Annotated in this window: 15 protein-coding genes; 7 read left to right on the top strand and 8 right to left on the bottom strand. The window is 66.9% G+C overall.

Annotated elements, in window-relative coordinates:
* The first annotated feature begins 28 nt into the window (after positions 1 to 28).
* Genes ACEF39_RS09440 through ACEF39_RS09430 form a run of 3 tightly spaced genes read left to right on the top strand, consistent with a single transcriptional unit; the run spans position 29 to position 1,953 of the window.
* On the top strand, positions 29 to 799 hold the full coding sequence (locus ACEF39_RS09440; protein ID WP_108267319.1) for an SDR family NAD(P)-dependent oxidoreductase: 771 nt from the start codon (positions 29 to 31) through the stop codon (positions 797 to 799).
* A 49-nt stretch (positions 800 to 848) separates the two neighbouring features.
* Positions 849 to 1,415 carry an elongation factor P-like protein YeiP gene (gene yeiP, locus ACEF39_RS09435; RefSeq protein WP_099818338.1) on the top strand — a complete coding sequence of 189 codons (567 nt, stop codon included), beginning with the start codon at positions 849 to 851 and terminating at the stop codon, positions 1,413 to 1,415.
* Positions 1,405 to 1,953 carry a hypothetical protein gene (locus ACEF39_RS09430; protein ID WP_500287760.1) on the top strand — a complete coding sequence of 183 codons (549 nt, stop codon included), beginning with the start codon at positions 1,405 to 1,407 and terminating at the stop codon, positions 1,951 to 1,953. Before yeiP ends, ACEF39_RS09430 begins: the two co-directional genes overlap by 11 nt.
* A 72-nt stretch (positions 1,954 to 2,025) precedes the next feature.
* Here ACEF39_RS09430 and ACEF39_RS09425 read toward each other — a convergent pair whose 3' ends face one another.
* The 4 genes from ACEF39_RS09425 to ACEF39_RS09410 all read right to left on the bottom strand — a co-directional run bounded on the left by ACEF39_RS09425 (position 2,026) and on the right by ACEF39_RS09410 (position 7,515).
* Positions 2,026 to 2,724, bottom strand: a complete 699-nt coding sequence (locus tag ACEF39_RS09425; protein WP_500287759.1) for an MliC family protein — start codon at positions 2,722 to 2,724, stop codon at positions 2,026 to 2,028.
* Positions 2,725 to 2,807: 83 nt separating this feature from the next.
* Positions 2,808 to 3,200, bottom strand: a complete 393-nt coding sequence (locus tag ACEF39_RS09420) for a nuclear transport factor 2 family protein (protein ID WP_500287758.1) — start codon at positions 3,198 to 3,200, stop codon at positions 2,808 to 2,810.
* The gene (locus tag ACEF39_RS09415) at positions 3,181 to 6,345 is read right to left on the bottom strand and encodes a multidrug efflux RND transporter permease subunit (RefSeq protein ID WP_500287757.1); all 3,165 of its coding nucleotides are present in this window, start codon (positions 6,343 to 6,345) and stop codon (positions 3,181 to 3,183) included. The genes ACEF39_RS09420 and ACEF39_RS09415 overlap by 20 nt, the downstream gene beginning before the upstream one ends.
* A 21-nt stretch (positions 6,346 to 6,366) precedes the next feature.
* Positions 6,367 to 7,515: an efflux RND transporter periplasmic adaptor subunit gene (locus ACEF39_RS09410; RefSeq protein WP_500287756.1), complete on the bottom strand. Its 1,149-nt coding sequence runs from the start codon at positions 7,513 to 7,515 to the stop codon at positions 6,367 to 6,369.
* 130 nt (positions 7,516 to 7,645) lie between these two features.
* On the opposite strand from ACEF39_RS09410, the gene ACEF39_RS09405 reads away from it, so the two are divergent.
* Positions 7,646 to 8,362, top strand: coding sequence for a response regulator (locus ACEF39_RS09405; RefSeq protein WP_500287755.1), 717 nt, complete (start codon positions 7,646 to 7,648; stop codon positions 8,360 to 8,362).
* Entirely contained in the window at positions 8,362 to 9,429 is a 1,068-nt protein-coding gene (locus tag ACEF39_RS09400) for an ATP-binding protein (RefSeq protein WP_500287754.1), read from the top strand. Before ACEF39_RS09405 ends, ACEF39_RS09400 begins: the two co-directional genes overlap by 1 nt.
* Here the strand turns inward: ACEF39_RS09400 and ACEF39_RS09395 are convergent.
* From ACEF39_RS09395 to ACEF39_RS09385, 3 genes are all read right to left on the bottom strand, one after another.
* Positions 9,407 to 11,206, bottom strand: coding sequence for a DUF7844 domain-containing protein (locus tag ACEF39_RS09395; protein ID WP_500287753.1), 1,800 nt, complete (start codon positions 11,204 to 11,206; stop codon positions 9,407 to 9,409). The genes ACEF39_RS09400 and ACEF39_RS09395 overlap by 23 nt on opposite strands.
* Before the next feature lie 40 nt (positions 11,207 to 11,246).
* The gene (locus ACEF39_RS09390) at positions 11,247 to 11,546 is read right to left on the bottom strand and encodes a DUF2388 domain-containing protein (protein ID WP_089240880.1); all 300 of its coding nucleotides are present in this window, start codon (positions 11,544 to 11,546) and stop codon (positions 11,247 to 11,249) included.
* Positions 11,547 to 11,608: 62 nt separating this feature from the next.
* Complete coding sequence (locus ACEF39_RS09385; protein ID WP_500287752.1) at positions 11,609 to 12,997, bottom strand: D-2-hydroxyglutarate dehydrogenase; 1,389 nt, start codon at positions 12,995 to 12,997, stop codon at positions 11,609 to 11,611.
* A gap of 169 nt (positions 12,998 to 13,166) precedes the next feature.
* On the opposite strand from ACEF39_RS09385, the gene serA reads away from it, so the two are divergent.
* Positions 13,167 to 14,408 (top strand): phosphoglycerate dehydrogenase, encoded by a 1,242-nt coding sequence (serA, locus tag ACEF39_RS09380; protein WP_500287751.1) that lies wholly within the window; start codon positions 13,167 to 13,169, stop codon positions 14,406 to 14,408.
* A 120-nt stretch (positions 14,409 to 14,528) separates the two neighbouring features.
* Here serA and ACEF39_RS09375 read toward each other — a convergent pair whose 3' ends face one another.
* Complete coding sequence (locus ACEF39_RS09375) at positions 14,529 to 15,143, bottom strand: NUDIX hydrolase (protein ID WP_500287750.1); 615 nt, start codon at positions 15,141 to 15,143, stop codon at positions 14,529 to 14,531.
* A 132-nt stretch (positions 15,144 to 15,275) separates the two neighbouring features.
* Between ACEF39_RS09375 and ACEF39_RS09370 the strand changes: the two genes are divergently transcribed.
* Positions 15,276 to 16,751 (top strand): amino acid permease, encoded by a 1,476-nt coding sequence (locus ACEF39_RS09370; protein ID WP_500287749.1) that lies wholly within the window; start codon positions 15,276 to 15,278, stop codon positions 16,749 to 16,751.
* Positions 16,752 to 16,841: the final 90 nt, after the last annotated feature.

The raw sequence follows: 16,841 nt of genomic DNA, 5'->3' as shown, positions 1-16,841 counted from the left end.
GCGGTTCTTGAACCTGCAGGACCGTGCAATGCAGCTGTCTTCCGTACGTGCCGTGATCACTGGCGGCGTCTCCGGCCTCGGCCTGGCCGTGGCCCAGCACCTGGTTGCCCAGGGCGGCAAGGTCGCCCTGTTCGACCTCAACGACGCCAAGGGCGCGGCCGCCGTTGCCGGCCTGGGGCAGGACAACGCCCGCTATTTCAATGTCAACGTCAGTGATGAAGCATCCGTGTCGGCCGCCATCGACCAGGCCTGCGACTTCCTCGGCGGCCTGAATGTCGCCATGAACTGCGCCGGCATCCTCGGCGCTGGCCGCGTGCTGGGCAAGGAAGGCCCGATGCCGCTGGCCGGGTTCCAGGGCACGGTGATGGTCAACCTGGTCGGCAGCTTCAATGTCGCCAAGGCCGCGGCCAACCGCATGCAGCACAACGAGGCCGGCGTGGACGGCGAGCGTGGCGTCATCATCAACACCGCCAGCGTTGCCGCCTACGAAGGGCAGATCGGCCAGGCCGCCTACTCCGCCTCCAAGGGCGGCGTGGTGGCGATGACCCTGCCGATGGCCCGCGAACTTTCGCGCTTCGGCATCCGCGTCAACACCATCGCGCCGGGCGTGTTCTGGACGCCGATGGTCGATGGCATGCCCGAAGCCGTGCAGGCATCGCTGGCCGCGTCGATCCCGTTCCCGTCGCGCCTGGGCAAGCCGGAAGACTTCGCCAGCCTGGTCGGCCACATCCTCGGCAACACCTACATCAACGGCGAGACCATCCGCCTGGACGGCGCCACCCGGCTCGCTCCGAAGTGATTCCCCCCGGGCGCCGGGACGGCGCCCTCCCCCAACGACCAACATCATCATGAAAGCCAACGACATCAAGAAGGGCAACGTCGTCGAGTTCAACAACGGCGTCTACCAGATCCGCGACATCGAGCGCAGCTCGCCGCAGGGTCGCGGCGGCAACGTCCGCTTCCGCTTCATCATGTACAGCGTGCCGGGCGGCAACAAGCTCGATGCCAGCTTCGATGCCGACGACAACCTGGTTGAAGTCGAACTGCTGCGCCGCCAGTCCACCTACTCGTACAAGGACGGCGATGCGTTCGTGTTCCTCGATGACGAGGACTACACCCCCTACACCCTGGACGCGGACGTGATCGGCGATGACGCCGGCTACATCACCGACGGCCTTACCGGCATCTACGTGCAGGTGATCGACGAGCAGCCAGTGGCCATACAGCTGCCGGCCTCGGTGGTGCTGGAAGTGATCGAGACGCCGCCGGAACTGAAGGGCGGCACCGCCACCAAGCGCCCGAAGCCGGCCAAGCTCAACACCGGCATCGAGATCATGGTGCCGGAGTACATCGTCAACGGCGAGCGCGTGCTGGTGAGCACCGCCACCGGCGAATTTGCCGGCCGTGCCGACTAAGCGCGCGGCACTGATCGCCTGCCTGTCCCTGCTTGCGGCGTGCTCGCCGCAAGCAGCGGACAACGACGCTGGTGATGCCACGCCAGAGGCCGCAGCAGTCGATCCGGTGGCCCCCATCGCACCGGCAGCGGCTTCGCCCGCGGCCGTGCAGGAACCGGCCGAGGAGCCCTCCGCTGCCAGCCTGCCCTCGAGCTACGAGGAACTGGAACAGGCCCGTGCTGCCGCTGGCTGCGTGGTGTCCAACGACGTGTACGACATCGAAGACATACGCATCTACTGTCAGATGCCCGACGACGTGCAGGCATTTCTCGCCCGCGAGAACACGTGCCAGCATTTCGCCGGCGAAGAGCCCTACGACGACGAGCGCCGTCGGGAACTGGAAGAGGCCAGCGCGACGTACTGCGAGGGTCGCGAGAAGATCTTCGCCGACCTGGTGGACCGCCACCAGAACAACTGCGCGATCCGCGAAACACTGATCGGCATCAATGGTCGCTACGACCTTGCGTTCGAGCTGGACATCAAGCCCTGCGAGGGCTGACGCAAAAAAGGGGACGGAGGGGATTACGTCGTTCATGGCACAAACGACGTAATCCCCTCCGTCCCCTTTTTCTTACTTGCCGCCGAAGTTGCCGCAGCCGTGGTACTGGCGCGGGCCCACGGTCAGCATGGCCTTGGCCTCGAACGCCTCACCACTCATGTCGTCCTGGCAGGTGGTGCGCTGGAAGCTCAGCTTGATGTCGGTGCCATCGGCCGCCTTGCCGACCCAACCATCCGCGCCCTCGGTCGGCTTGGCGACGGTGAAGCGGCGCTCGCCATAGTCGACGTCCACCTGCAGGCCCGGTGCATCACCATCGACGACGGCCAGCCAACCCGGCTCGTTGCCAGTGGCACGGAACGCTGCGTTGCCGGCACTGCCATCGCCCTCGGTCGCTTCCACCGCACCACACTCACGGTCCGCCTCGCCCTTCAGGCTGAGCAGCGCTTCGTCACTACCACGGGTCCATAAGCTGTTGCCCTTGCCGTCGGCATACTTCGCACCGGAGGCCGCACGCTCGGAGGACATCGCGAAACTGCGCTCGCCGATCACAACCGTCGCTGCGTCCTCACCGTTGAAGGTCGCGCGCACATCGAGATCGCCGCAGCGATAGAGGGTTGCGTTGCCGCCGCCATCAACAGCGGCAGCCACAGGTGCCGGTGTCGGCGTTGCGACCGCATCGCCTGGGCCACTGGCGGCCGGCGTCTGCGCCGGCTGACAGGCGCTCAGCGCAAGGCCGAGGGAGGCAGCCAACAGACTGAAAACTACACGCATGGCTCGACTCCTTGTCGAAACTACAGAGACCTTGGACCCTACCATCTGCACGCAAACGGGGCCTGAAAGCTGCATGACCGTGTTCAGCCTGCCAACACTGCCATTGACAGCAGCTGCGCGCCGCTGGCAGCGGAAGCGCTGGTCCAGACCCGCAACAGGCGAATGCGCTGCACATGTTCACGCTCCAGCCAATGCACATGCAGCTGAACATCGCCGGACAACAACGCCAGGCGGCCACACAGCAGCGTTTCCACCGCATGCACCTGCAGCGCAAGAATCTGCAGGCGGCCTTGCTGCCAGTCCCTCAGCCAGGGCAAGTCGAGCATCCGGCCGCCCTGCCCGTCCATCATGAACAACACCGGTGACAGCAGCGCAGCGGCTGCGCCATGGTCGCCGTCCAGCAGCGCATCGCGCAGCTGCTGTTCCAACACGCACAGCTGCGCCTCGTACAGGCCCTCAGGGCTCCTGCTTTCCATCCACCTGCTTTCCATCCACGCTTCCTTCCGGCGTCGGCCGGCGTCGGCGCAGGCGCTGCGCAAGCCAATGCTGCGCGCCCTGCACCACCACATAGAACACCGGCACGAAGAACACGGCCAGCACGGTCGCACTGACCATGCCGCCGAACACGCCGGTACCGATGGCCTGTTGCGTTTCCTTTGAAGCACCCTGCGCCAGCATCAGCGGCACCACACCCAGCGCGAACGCCAGCGAGGTCATGACGATCGGCCGCAGCCGCAGGCGTGCCGCTTCGATGGTCGCCTCGACCAGGCCGCGTCCCTGCTGTTGCAGCTGGCGGGCGAACTCGACGATCAGGATCGCGTTCTTCGCCGAAAGCCCGATCACCGTGATCATGCCGACCTTGAAGAACACATCATTGGGCATCTCGCGCAGCAGCACTGCAGCAACGGCGCCGAGCAGGCCCAACGGCACCACCAGCATCACCGCCAGCGGAATCGACCAGCTCTCGTACAGCGCCGCCAGCACCAGGAACACCACCAGCATCGACAGCAGCAGCAACCACGGCGCCTGTGCACCGGACTCACGCTCCTGCAGCGACTGGCTGGTCCACTGCAAGGCGAAGCCCGCTGGCAGCTGCTGTGCAAGGCGCTCCATCTCGATCATCGCCTGACCGGTGGAGACCCCGCTGGCGGGTGCGCCGGACAGGTTCAATGCCGGGAACCCCAGGTAACGCTGCAGCTGCAGCGGCGCCTCGGTCCACCGCGCGGTGACCAGCTCGGACAACGCCACCATGCCGCCCTCGCTGTTGCGGACATACAGCTTCAACACGTCCTCCAGCTGCATCCGGTGCGGCGCATCGGCCTGCACGATCACCTGCTGCATGCGCCCGCGATTGGGAAAATCGTTGACGTACTGCGAGCCCATCGCCGCCGACAGCGTTGCACTGATGTCGGTGAACGCCACACCCATCGCCTCGGCCTTGGCGCGATCGATGTCCAGGCGCACATTGCTGCCCGCAGGCAGGCCATCGGCATGCACTTCGGCCAGCAGCGGGCTGGCCTCTGCCAGTTTCAGCAACTGCTGCAGGGCGGCCCGCAGCTCGGCCTGGCCCTGCCCGGTACGTGCCTGCAGCGCCAACGAGAACCCGGAGGAACGGCCAAGACTGTCGATGGCCGGCGGCATCACGCTCATCACCTCGCCTTCCGGGACCGTCGCCATCGCCTGCTGCGCCGCCTTTACTTCGTCCGCTGCGGTGCTGCCGCCGCGCTCACCCCAGTCCTTCAACATGGTGTAGGTCAGCGCCGCGCTCGGGCCGGAACCGGAGAAGCTGTAGCCGAGGATGGCTTGGTTGGACGCGATCGCCGGCCGCGAGGCGACGTGCTGCTCGTAGGCTTCGACCACCGCCAGCGTGCGTTCGGCGGTTGCCTCAGCCGGCAGCTGGATGGAAGTCATGAAATAGCCCTGGTCCTCTTCCGGCAGGAATGCACCCGGCAACCAATGCAGGCCGATCAGCAGCGCCACCAGCAATGCTGCGAACAGGCCCATCACCCGGCCACTGCGCCGAAGGACCGTCGCCACGCCCCGCTGGTAACGCCCGGTCATCCGCTCGAAGCCACGGTTGAACGCACCGAACACGCCGCCGCGGCCATGGTGGCCACGTGTACCCTGCCGCAGCAGCGTCGCGCAGAGTGCCGGTGTCAGGCTCAGCGCCAACAGTGCCGAGAACAGGATGGACACCGACATCGCCACGCTGAACTGGCGGTAGATCGCACCGACCGAACCACTGGCCAGCGCCATCGGGATGAATACCGCGGTCAGCACCAGGGTGATGCCGATCACCGCACCGGTCAGCTCACGCATCGCCTTGATCGTGGCCTCACGCGGTGGCAGGCCCTCTTCGGCCATGATCCGCTCAACGCCCTCGACCACCACGATCGCATCGTCAACGATGATGCCGATCGCCAGCACCATGCCGAACATGGTCAATACGTTGATCGAAAAGCCCAGCGCCAGCATCACCGCGAAGGTGCCCAGCAGCGCGATCGGCGCGACCAGGGCTGGGATCAGCGTATAGCGCCAGTTCTGCAGGAACAGGTACATCACTGCAAACACCAGCAGCATCGCCTCGATCAGGGTCTGCAGCACCTTCTGGATCGAGACCTTGACGAAGGGCGCGGTATCGAACGGAATGCTGGATTCAACACCGTGCGGCAGCAGCGGCTGCAGGTCGGCCATGCGTTCGCGCACAGCCGTGGCAGTACGCACCGCATTCGCACCGGGGCGCAGCTGCACGCCGGCGGCCGTCGCCGGATAGCCGTCTTCGCGCGTGCCCCAGGCATAGCTCTGCGCGCCCAGTTCGACCCGGGCGACATCCCCAAGCAACACCCGCGAACCATCGGCACCGGCGCGCAGCACGATCGCCGCGAACTGCTCGGGCGTGGACAGCTGGCCTTCGGCGCTCAAGGGCACGGTGATGCGCTGGCCGGGAACACCGGGCGAATCGCCGATGCGGCCCGGCGAGATCTCCAGGTTCTGCTGCTCGATCGCGCTGGCCACATCGCCCATGGTCAGGCCGTAGCCGGTCAGGCGGGTCGGGTCCAGCCAGATCCGCATCGCCTGTTCGGCACCGAACAACTGCACGCGGCCGACGCCGTCGATGCGCCGCAGCTCCTCGATGATGTTGCGCGCCATGAAATCGCCCAGTGCCGCTTCGCTGACGCTGCCATCGGGTGAGCGCAGGCCCACCAGCATCAGGAACCCGGAATCGGCCGCCTCCACGAACAGGCCGTTCTGGCGCACGCTGCGTGGCAGGCGCGGCTCGATCGCCTTGATCCGGTTCTGCACATCCACCTGTGCCAGCTCGGGATCGGTGCCGGGCTTGAAGGTGGCGGTAATCGACGCTTCGCCGGAGGTGTCCACCGACGATTCGAAGTACAGCAGATGCTTGACGCTGGACAGCTCGCGCTCGATCAGGCCGACCACCGCATCATTCAATGTCTGCGGGCTGGCGCCGGGATAGCTGGCATAGATGCTGACGCTGGGCGGTGCGACCGCCGGGTAGCGCTCGACCGCCAGCCGTGGAATGGCCAGCACGCCGGCCAGGATGACGAAGATCGCCAGCACCCAGGCAAACACCGGGCGATCGATGAAGAAACGAGCCATGTCGTAGGTTCCTGGAAGGGCTCAGCCCTGGCTTGCGGATGCCGGCGTTGCGCCGGCGCTGGCGACCGGCGCCTGCCAGTCGCGCGGATCGACCAGCACGCCCTCCTGCAGGCGCTCCTGGCCTTCCACCACGACCTTCTCGCCCGCCTTCAGGCCATGCCGCACCAACCATTGCCGGTTGACGCTGCCGTCCACCTCCAGCGTGCGGATCACGGCTTTGCCATCGGCGGCGATGACCCAGGCATAGGCCTGGCCACCGGCGCTGCGCAGCACCGCCTGCTGTGGCAGCAGCAACGCGCTGGCCGGCGCACCGCGCGGCACCCGGGCACGCACGTACATGCCCGGCAACAGCTGCCGCTCAGGGTTGTCGACCAGGATGCGCAGGATCACATCGCCGGTGCGTGCATCGACATTGACACCGGAGAACAACAGCCGGCCGCGCTCGGGCAGCGGCGTACCCGCCGCGCCGATGATCGTCACCGGCAGCTCGCCGTCCACTGCACCACGGCGCAGGGACTGCAGCTGCGATGCAGGCTGGCGCACGTCCACATAGACCTGGTCGATCTGCTGCACCACCGCCATCGGCTCGGCGTCGGCGACGCCGACCAGCGCGCCTTCGGTCACCAATGCCTGGTCGATGCGCCCATCGATCGGTGCACTGACCGTCGCATAGCGCAGGTCGAGCTGGCGTCGCGCCAGGATCGCGCGTGCCTCGTTGACCGCAGCGCGGGCCTGCTCGTGCTCGGCGCTGGCATCATCGCGATGCTGCTGGCTGACCGCCTGCGCAGCGGCCAGTGCCTGCAGGCGCTGTGACTGCACGCGGCTGCGGCCAAGGGCGGCCTCGCTGCGCTGCAGGGCCGCCAGCGCCGAATCGACATCGGCGCGGAACGCCGCCGGGTCGATCTGGAACAGTGGCTGCCCGGCATGTACTTCCGCGCCCTGCTCGAACATCCGGCGCTGCACGATGCCGCCGACCTGCGCACGGATCTGCGCAGTGCGCACCGCCGCGACCCGACCGGGCAGTTCATCATCGCGCTGCACCACCTGCGGGCCAACGGTCACCACGCTGACGCGCGGCACGGCTTCGACGGTGGGTTGGGGGCGGGAACAGGCCGTCATGGCCAAGGCGAAGGCCGCGACCAGCGCGACCGGAGTCCTGAAGGTTCTCATTGCTGTGCACAGTGCCGCAGACGCGGCTGACGAATCATGAAGCGCGCAGTGTGCGTGGCGATGATGGGGTTTCGATGGAGGAACTGTGGAGATACGATGGAGGGCAAGCACCTTCCGGCCTCGCCTTGCCATGCATGCCTCCCCTGCCCTCGCGGCGCTGGTCCTGATCGTCGAGGACGAAGCCGAGATCGCCGACATTCTTGCCGCCTACCTTGAACGCGAGGGCCTGCGTACCCTGTGTGCGGCCGATGGCCAGATTGCCCTGGACATGCATCGCAGCATGCGCCCGGACCTTGTACTGCTGGACGTGCAGCTGCCGCGGCTGGATGGCTGGAGCGTGCTGACCCAGCTGCGCCAGCGCGGCGAAACGCCGGTCATCATGCTGACCGCGCTGGACCAGGATCTGGACAAGCTGACCGCACTGCGGATGGGCGCCGATGACTACGTGGTCAAGCCGTTCAACCCGGCGGAAGTGGCGGCGCGCGTGCGTGCAGTACTGCGGCGTACGCTGCGCAGCTCGCGAGCGGATGCGCCCAGCGCGCTGCGCGTCGGCCCTTTGCTGATCGACACCGCCACCCACGCGGTGCATGTGGAAGGCGAAGGCTACAGCCACGAGCTGCTGCTGACCCTGACCGAATTCAAGCTGCTGCATTGCATGGCATTGGCGCCGTCACGGATCTTCAGCCGCAGCGAGCTGATGCACGAATGCCTGCCGGAAAGCGAGGCGCTGGAGCGCACCGTGGACAGCCATGTCAGCAAGCTGCGGCGCAAACTGGACGAAGTGGGCCTCACCCAGATTCCGGCCAGCGTGCGCGGTGTCGGCTACCGTCTGATGGCCGACCGCTGATGCGCCGCTCCGGGCTCAGCCGGCACATCATCGTGTCGATGTCGCTGATGGTCGTCGGCGTCATCGTGATGGTGATCCTCTCTTCGTGGCTGCTGTATGCAGTACTGATCGAGTTCTTCCCGGCCAGCGCGGAAGAGCCGGAAGGTTGGCTGCCGACGGGACCTGAGCTGGCGTGGATGGTCGGGGTGATCCTGACCGGCCTGGCGCTGGCGATCGCCGCCTCGTTCCGCCTGGCCCATCGCATCCTGTCCCCGCTCAATTCACTGGTGGACAGCGTGCGCGCGCTGGCGGGCGGCGATCTCGGCGCACGCGCCACGGCCGAGGCCAACTCCCCCGGCGAGGTCGCAGCGCTGGTGGACGACTTCAATGCGATGGCGCGCCGCCTGCAGCACATGGAAAGCGAACGGGTGATGTGGCACGCAGCCATCGCCCATGAACTGCGCACGCCGGTGACGATCCTGCGCGGCCGCCTGCAGGGCCTGGCCGAAGGCGTTTTCCAACCTGATGAGTCGCAGTTCCGCAGCCTGCTGGCGCAGGTCGAGGGCCTGTCACGGCTGATCGAGGACCTGCGGGTGCTGAGCCTGGCCGACAACGCCCGCCTCGACGTGCGCCGCGCCCGCACCGACGTGGTGGCCGAAGTGCATTCGGTGATGACCTTGGTGGATCCCGCCTTCCGCAGCGCCGGCTTCGTGCTGGAGCTGGAAACCAGCCGCGAAGAGCACCCCGCCCATTGTGACCCGACGCGGTTGCGGCAGGCGCTGCTGGCCTTGCTGGAAAACGCGCGCCGCTATGCCAACCCGGGCAAGGTACGCATCGCCGTGCATGACACCGTGGCCCACGTACAGGTGGCGATCGAAGACGAAGGCCCGGGTATCGACCCGACCCTGCATGCGGACATCTTCAACCCGTTCATGCGCGGCGACGGCTCACGATCGCGCCTGGGCGGTGGCAGCGGCCTCGGCCTCGCTGTGGTCAAGGCGATCGCCGATGCGCACGGCGGCCAGGTCTACTGCACGCCGGGCATCGGCGGCGGTAGTCGTTTTGTCATCGAGCTGCCGCGCCAGTAGGGAGTGTTTCAGCCGCCTGCTCGCGCACGCGCGCGCCCAACGCAGCGAGATTGTTGTCGATGTCATCCAGTTCACGTCGCTGCGACGCCGGCAGCTGCGCGCGAAGCTGCACGCGCAATGCCTGCCAGGCGGGTACCGTCTGTGCGCTGGCAGCGGCCGCTGCCCGTGCAACTTCCGCTTGTTCATCCGCCTGCGGCAGGCCGTAGCCAGCGTCGACAAGCAACTGGCCCGGGCGCAACCACTGGCCGCTCTGTTCCAGCAACGCACGCAGCGAACGGGTGGCACTGCTGTCCGGGTCGGCCAGCAGCTGTCGCTTGAGCGCATCGCGTGAGCGCAGTTCCGCGCGCCGCTGCGCCGCCTGTTCCAACAGCAGCAGGCCGGCGCTGGCACGCACATCACCGCGCAGCAGCCACGGTGCGCGCTGTTGCGCCGGCAGCGCCAGCCATGCGCGCACATCGCGCGCCGGCAACGCCATCTGCGCTGCTGCAACCGAGAACAACTGCTGGTAGTGATTGCGCGCAGACGCAAAGTAGTAGCCCTGCGCCTGTGCCTGCGCGGGGTCGGCCAGCACCTGCTCGTCCAGGGCATGCAGCCGCGCCAGCCGTCGCCGCAACCCGCGCGGGCTCAGTTGGGCCAGGCCGGCTTCGCCCAGACGCGGAACGCCTGCCTGCAGCAGCTTCGCCGTCTCCACCGCGCAGTTGTTGCTGACGAAGTAATAGCGGCCGTCATAGCTCCAGTGCACCTGTGCAGTGCGTTCGAGCAGGCTGGCGATCTCGCTGCGGTCCAGCTGCAGCGGCAGCGAGGCCAGTCCGCGCAGCTCTACCTTGGTGTACTCGTCCACCACCTGCTGCAGCGGCAGCACGAACAGGCGCGAAGGATAGCCACCGGTCAGGCCGCGCCAGTTGGAAATCTGCACGTCACCGACGAAGGCGCGGAAGGACAGCACCCGGTGATGCTCCAGGTCCAGCCTGCAATCCGGTCCCGGTGCGCGGCCGGGACGGCAGATCACCAGCCGCAGCATGCTGTGGCCCCAGCGGCTCATCGGCTGCGCACTGCCTTCGGCAAACAGATAGTCCACGGCGTAGACCCGGGCCGGGTCCAGTGCCAGCAGCGAAGCGGCGCCCTCTTCCGCGTCGGCCTGCAATAGCGGAACCGTGCCCGCGCAGTGCGGCGCAGGCAACGATGGCGGCATACCGAAATGCGCGCGATACCATTGCGCCAGTGCTGGGCGGCGGCATGCGAACTCTGCATCCAGCACGAAGTGTTCGGCGTTCACCGCCAGGTACTCGGCCGGGTCGGTCAGTTCATAGGCATCGGGGCTGCGGTCGCGGAAGGCATTGTCACCGCGGCCCAGATGCCATGGCTTGCGCTGCCAACCTGCAAGGTCACGCCAGCGGGCACTGCGGGACCAGTGTGTAGCAGTGCGGTCGGCAACATGGGTCAGTTCGTGCACCAGCGCACTGCGGCGGGCGCGCCGGGCGCCGGCCACGTCTTCATCCAGCAGGTCGCGGCGCAGCGCGATGCGCCCGGCGAAGGCACGGCCATGCACGTTGGCGGGCAGGTCGTCACGCCAGCCGACCTGCACCTGCGCGGGCAATGCACGCAACAGACCGTCGGGCAGCAGCGACTGCACATCAGTCAGTGTCTGCGTCGCCACCTGCTGCTGTGCCGGGCTCAGCCCGGCCGGGTCGAGCTGCAGGCGATCAGCCGCGTGCGCAACGTGAGCGGTCAGCAGTAGAGCCACGCCATGTGTGGCTGCGTTCCGAACAGATGTCATGAGGTTGCCGGCCAGCGGCCGGCACTACCCGGGCGCTGGATCAACGCGCCAGAAGCGCGCGCGCCAGCTGCAGGTCGCTCTGCTGCTGTGCAGCTGCATCCTGCTCACGCAGGTGCACCAGTGCCGCCTGCAGGCGTGCGCCACGGATCTGGCCATCGCTGGCGACAAACGCCGCCGCATCATCGCGGGCAGCCAGCACCACCTTGTCATCGCCCGAGCTGCTGCCCGAGGAACCCGAAGAGGCGCCCGTCGCCGACCCGGCCGAGGTGCCGGCAAAGCTCGAAGCGAAGCCGGCCAGCGGCAGGGACAACAGGGCAAGTAGCAGAAGCGGACGGATCATGGTCAGTGAGTTCATCGATTGGGTGGGTGGAGCGTAACGGCTGGGTGAAGTCTTTGCCCGTGTCAAAGGTCGAACAATTTGCCGGGATTCAGCCGCCCTTCGGGATCGAACGCGCGCTTGACCGCCTTCATCAGCGCGATCTCGGCCGGGCCACGGGTGCTGTCCAGGTAGCCCTTCTTGACCAGACCGATACCGTGTTCGGCCGAAATGCTGCCATTGAAGCGCGCCAGCACCTGCGCCAGCAGCTTGGTCACGTGCTCGCACTGGGTCACGAAATCGGCATCGCTGGTGTCATCCGGCTTGAGCACATTGATGTGCAGGTTGCCGTCACCGATATGGCCGAACCAGACCACATCGAAATGCGGGTAGGCGTCGCCGATCAGCGCCTGGGTCTCGGCCAGGAACGCCGGCATCGACGAGATCCGCACCGAGACATCGTTCTTGTAGGGCTTGTAGCGCGCCAGCGCCTCGGTGATGCCCTCGCGCAGGCGCCACAGCTGCGCCGCCTGGGCATCGCTGGCACTGATCACCCCGTCGCTGACCCAGCCATTGCCCATGCAGTCTTCGAAGGCGGCCATTGCCGCTGCTTCCTGCGCTTCATCGCCGGCAGCGAATTCGGTCACCACGTAATACGGATGCACCTCGTCGAACGGTGCCTGCGCGCCGTGTGACAGCACGTGCTCCAGCGCACGGTCGGTGAAGAATTCGAAGGCCTGCAGCTGCAGTCGCGCGCGGAACGCGGCGAACACCTGCATCAGCACGTCGAAGCTGGGCAGCGCCAGCAGCATCACGTTGCTGGCCGGCGGCGGGTCGGTGAGCTTCACCGTGGCCTCGACGATCACGCCCAGCGTGCCTTCCGAGCCGATCAGCAGCTGGCGGAAATCGTAGCCGCTGGAGTTCTTGATCAGGCCCTTGTTGAGCTCGAGCAGTTCGCCCGTGGCGGTGACCACTTTCAGCCCGGCGATCCATTCACGGGTATTGCCGTAGCGGATCACCCGGATGCCACCGGCATTGGTGGCGATGTTGCCGCCGATCGAGCACGACCCGCGCGCAGCGAAGTCCACCGGATAGATGAGGCCATGTTCAAGCGCGGCGTTGTGCAGCGCCTCCAGTGGCATGCCGGCCTGCACCACCAGGGTGCGGTCGACCGCATCGTAGTCCAGCGCCTTGTTCATCCGCTCCAGGCTCAGCACCAGCTCGCCATTGGTCGCTACCGCACCGCCGGAAAGGCCGGTGCGACCGCCGGAGGGAACCACCGCCACGCCCTCGGCCGCGGTCCAGCGCATCACCGCCTGCACTTCTTCGACCGTGGCCGGCAACGCGATCGCCAGCGGCGCCGGTGTCCAGCGCCGGGTCCAGTCGCGGCCGTAATGCTCCAGGTCGGCAGGGTCGGTCTTCAGCTTCAGGCCGGGACAGGCCTGCTGCAACGAGGCGATGCGGGAATCGGTCATGACGGTCCGGCGCGGGGCGTGAAGAACGGGCAAGCGTGCCAGTGGCCGGGCCCAGCGTCCAGCCCTCCAGCGCCCTCGATAGCTGCAGTTGCAACCAATTGCGCACTGCACCATGGGCGTTGCGATCTGGCATAGTGGTCAGCCCCTGTCCCACTGGCCGTGCCGCCCCATGTCGCCGAAGAAGACCTCGTTCCCGAAGCAGGATATCCGCGTACTGTTGTTGGAGGGGGTCAGCCAGACCGCCGTGGAGGTGTTCAGCGCCGCCGGCTACAGCCAGATCGAGGCGCACACCAAGGCACTGCCCGAGGACGAACTGAAGGCGCGCATTGCCGAAGCCCACATCGTCGGCATCCGTTCGCGCACCCAGCTCAGCGCCGAGGTGCTGGCCGAGGCCAAGCGCCTGATCGCGGTCGGCTGCTTCTGCATCGGCACCAACCAGGTCGATCTGGATGCGGCCGAGCTGGCCGGCATTCCGGTATTCAACGCGCCCTACTCCAATACCCGCAGCGTCGCCGAGCTGGTGATCGCCGAAGCGATCATGCTGACCCGCGGTATCCCGCAGAAGAACGCCGAATGCCATCGCGGCGGCTGGTCGAAGTCGGCCAGTGGCAGCCATGAGGTGCGCGGCAAGGTCCTGGGCATCATCGGCTACGGGCATATCGGCACCCAGGTGGGCGTGCTGGCCGAATCGCTGGGCATGCAGGTGATCTTCCACGACGTGGAAACCAAGCTGTCGCTGGGCAATGCGCGTGCCGCGACCAGCCTGGACGACCTGCTGGCGCGCGCCGACATCGTCACCCTGCACGTGCCGGAGACGCCGTCCACGCAGTGGATGATCGGCAGCACCGAGCTGGCGAAGATGCGCCGCGGCGCGCACCTGATCAACGCTGCCCGCGGCACCGTGGTCGACATCGATGCGCTGGATGCTGCGCTGGCCAGCGGCCACATCGGTGGCGCCGCGCTGGACGTGTTCCCGGTCGAGCCGAAGGGCAACGGCGATATCTTCGAATCGCCGCTGACCCGCCACGACAACGTGATCCTGACCCCACACGTGGGCGGCAGCACGCTGGAAGCGCAGGACAACATCGGCATCGAAGTGGCGGCCAAGCTGGTGCGCTACAGCGACAACGGCAGCACCCTGTCGGCGGTCAACTTCCCGGAAGTGACCCTGCCCGAGCACGCCGACAGCCTGCGCCTGCTGCACATCCACCAGAACGTGCCGGGCGTGCTGTCCAAGGTCAACGAGATCTTCTCGCGGCACAACGTCAACATCGACGGCCAGTTCCTGCGCACCGACCCGAAGGTGGGTTACGTGGTGATCGACATCACCGCCAGCGAGGAACAGGCCAGCGCGGTGCGTGACGAACTGGCTGCGATTCCGGGCACGTTGCGCACGCGCATCCTGTATTGAGTGGTGCGCCGCCGGGCGGACCCCGGCGGAATGCATCCGGCACCACGCCATCCACGCATGGCGTGGATCTACCAAGAGATCGCACGCCCAGTAGATCCACGCCATGCGTGGATGCGTTTTTCAGCGCGCCAGCCACCGGCGCGCCATGCGCTGCATCGATTCGTCCGACTGCGGATCGCTGGCGACCTCGGCCACCGGGCGCCAGGCCAGCTCCAGCGACTCTTCGCTGAGCACGAAATCCTCCCCGCCCAGCGCACGGATCACGAAACGCACGTCGTAGTGCCAGTGCCCCGGCACGTCCTTGCGTTCGGGAATCCAGTGCTTGTCCAGGTCGAAGATCGCCGGATCGTCCAGCACCAGCCCACTCAGGCCGGACTCCTCTTCGGCCTCCTTCAGTGCCACCCGGGCCAGGTCGCGGTCACCGTCGGCATGCCCGCCCAGCTGCAGCCAGCGCTGCAGCTTGCGATGGTGGGTCAGCAGCAGGCGCTGGCCATCGGCGCTGACCAGCCAGCAGCTGGCGGTGAAATGGCCTGCCAGGCGCTCGCGGCGGAACGCATCCTCCACATCGTCGATCAATGTGCCGAATTCGGCAGCGAGGGCGTCGTGGGCAGGTTCTTTGCGCGCATAGTCATGCAGCAGGCGGCGCAGCCGATCGTCAAGTGCGGCAAGGGATTCGCTGGTTTCGCTCATGAATGCGGGGTGCCTGGAAAAATACCTGCCATTATCGCCGTTCATTGTTGCGTTTGCGCTTGTGCGGTGCCTTCAGCATTGGCTAAGGTACAGCGGGCCGTTCGCACGGCTTTCACGATTCCAGGCCGCCGGCAATGTACTGGCGGCCCTCCCAATCCGATCATCAGGAAGTACTGCATGCTGAAAGCTCTGTTGAGGGTCAAGCCGGTCGAACCGGCCGGGCACGTCGATGCCGGCGAACCCATCGAAGGCAGCCTGGATGGCGAAGCCACGTTGAAACGGACCCTCACGGCGAAACACCTCATCATGCTTGGCATTGGTGCGGTGATCGGCGCAGGTATTTTCGTACTCACCGGCCAGGCCGCGGCCAACCACGCCGGTCCGGCGGTGATGCTGTCGTTCGTGTTCGCCGGCATCGCCTGCGCGCTGGCGGGCCTGTGCTACGCCGAGTTCGCCGCGATGATGCCGGTCTCCGGCAGCGCCTACTCCTACTCCTACGCCACCCTCGGCGAGGGCATGGCCTGGTTCATCGGCTGGTGCCTGGTGCTGGAGTACCTGTTCGCCTCGGCCTCGGTCGCGGTGGGTTGGTCGGCGTACCTGATCAGCTTCATCACCACCACGCTGCACATGCCGTTCCCGGACGCGCTGAGTGCGGCGCCGATCGCCTGGAACGGGCACGAGTTCGCCGCCTCCGGCAAGCTGTTCAACCTGCCGGCGGTACTGATCGTGGCGGCGGTGACCGGTCTGCTGTACGTGGGCGTGACCCAGTCCGCGTTCGTCAACGCGATCATTGTGGCCATCAAGGTGTTCGTGATCTGCCTGTTCGTGGGCATCGGCGCCGCCCACGTGGACCCGGCCAACTGGCACCCGTTCATCCCCGAGAACACCGGCGTGTCCGGCGAGTTCGGCTGGAGCGGCGTGTTCCGCGCGGCCACCATCGTGTTCTTCGCCTACATCGGCTTCGATGCGGTCTCCACCGCTGCCGGTGAAACCAAGGACCCGCAGCGCAACATGCCGATCGGCCTGCTCGGCTCGCTGGCGGTCTGCACCATCGTCTACATCATCGTCTGCGCGGTGCTGACCGGCATGCTGCCGTACCACCTGCTGGGCACCGACAAGCCAGTGGCCACCGCGCTGGAAGCCTACCCGAGCCTGTCCTGGCTGAAGACTGCCGTGGAAATCGGCGCGATCGCCGGCCTGTCCTCGGTGGTGCTGGTGATGATGATGGGCCAGACCCGCATCGCCTACACCATCTCGCGCGATGGCCTGCTGCCGAAGGTGTTCGGCAAGGTCCACAAGCGCTTCCGCACGCCGTACTGGGCCACGATCGTGGTCGGCGTGGTCGCCGCCTCGTTGGCCGGCCTGGTGCCGCTGAACGTGCTCGGCGAACTGGTGTCGATGGGTACCCTGCTGGCCTTCGCCACGGTCTGCGTGGGCGTGTTGATCCTGCGCTACACCCGCCCGGAACTGCACCGCCCGTTCCGCGTGCCGCTGGTGTGGGTGATCTGCCCGCTGGGTGCGCTGTCGTGCCTGTTCCTGTTCTGGCAGGCGTTCGTGGTGCACTGGCACCTGTTCGTGGGCTGGACCCTGCTGGGCCTGCTGATCTACTTCGGCTACGGCATCCGCCACAGCAAGCTGGCCAAGTCGCCCTGACCCTCCCGACGGGCTGGCCGCTGTGCCGGCCCGTCGATATCCGCAGGCATTTCCGCCCGCGCCCGGTAACCGGGCGCATCGCACAAGACC

Source organism: Stenotrophomonas indicatrix (genome assembly GCA_041545745.1).
GTDB lineage: Bacteria > Pseudomonadota > Gammaproteobacteria > Xanthomonadales > Xanthomonadaceae > Stenotrophomonas > Stenotrophomonas indicatrix_A.
The sequence above is the reverse complement of the archived record's forward strand: the minus strand, read 5'-3'. Positions and strand labels throughout refer to the sequence as shown.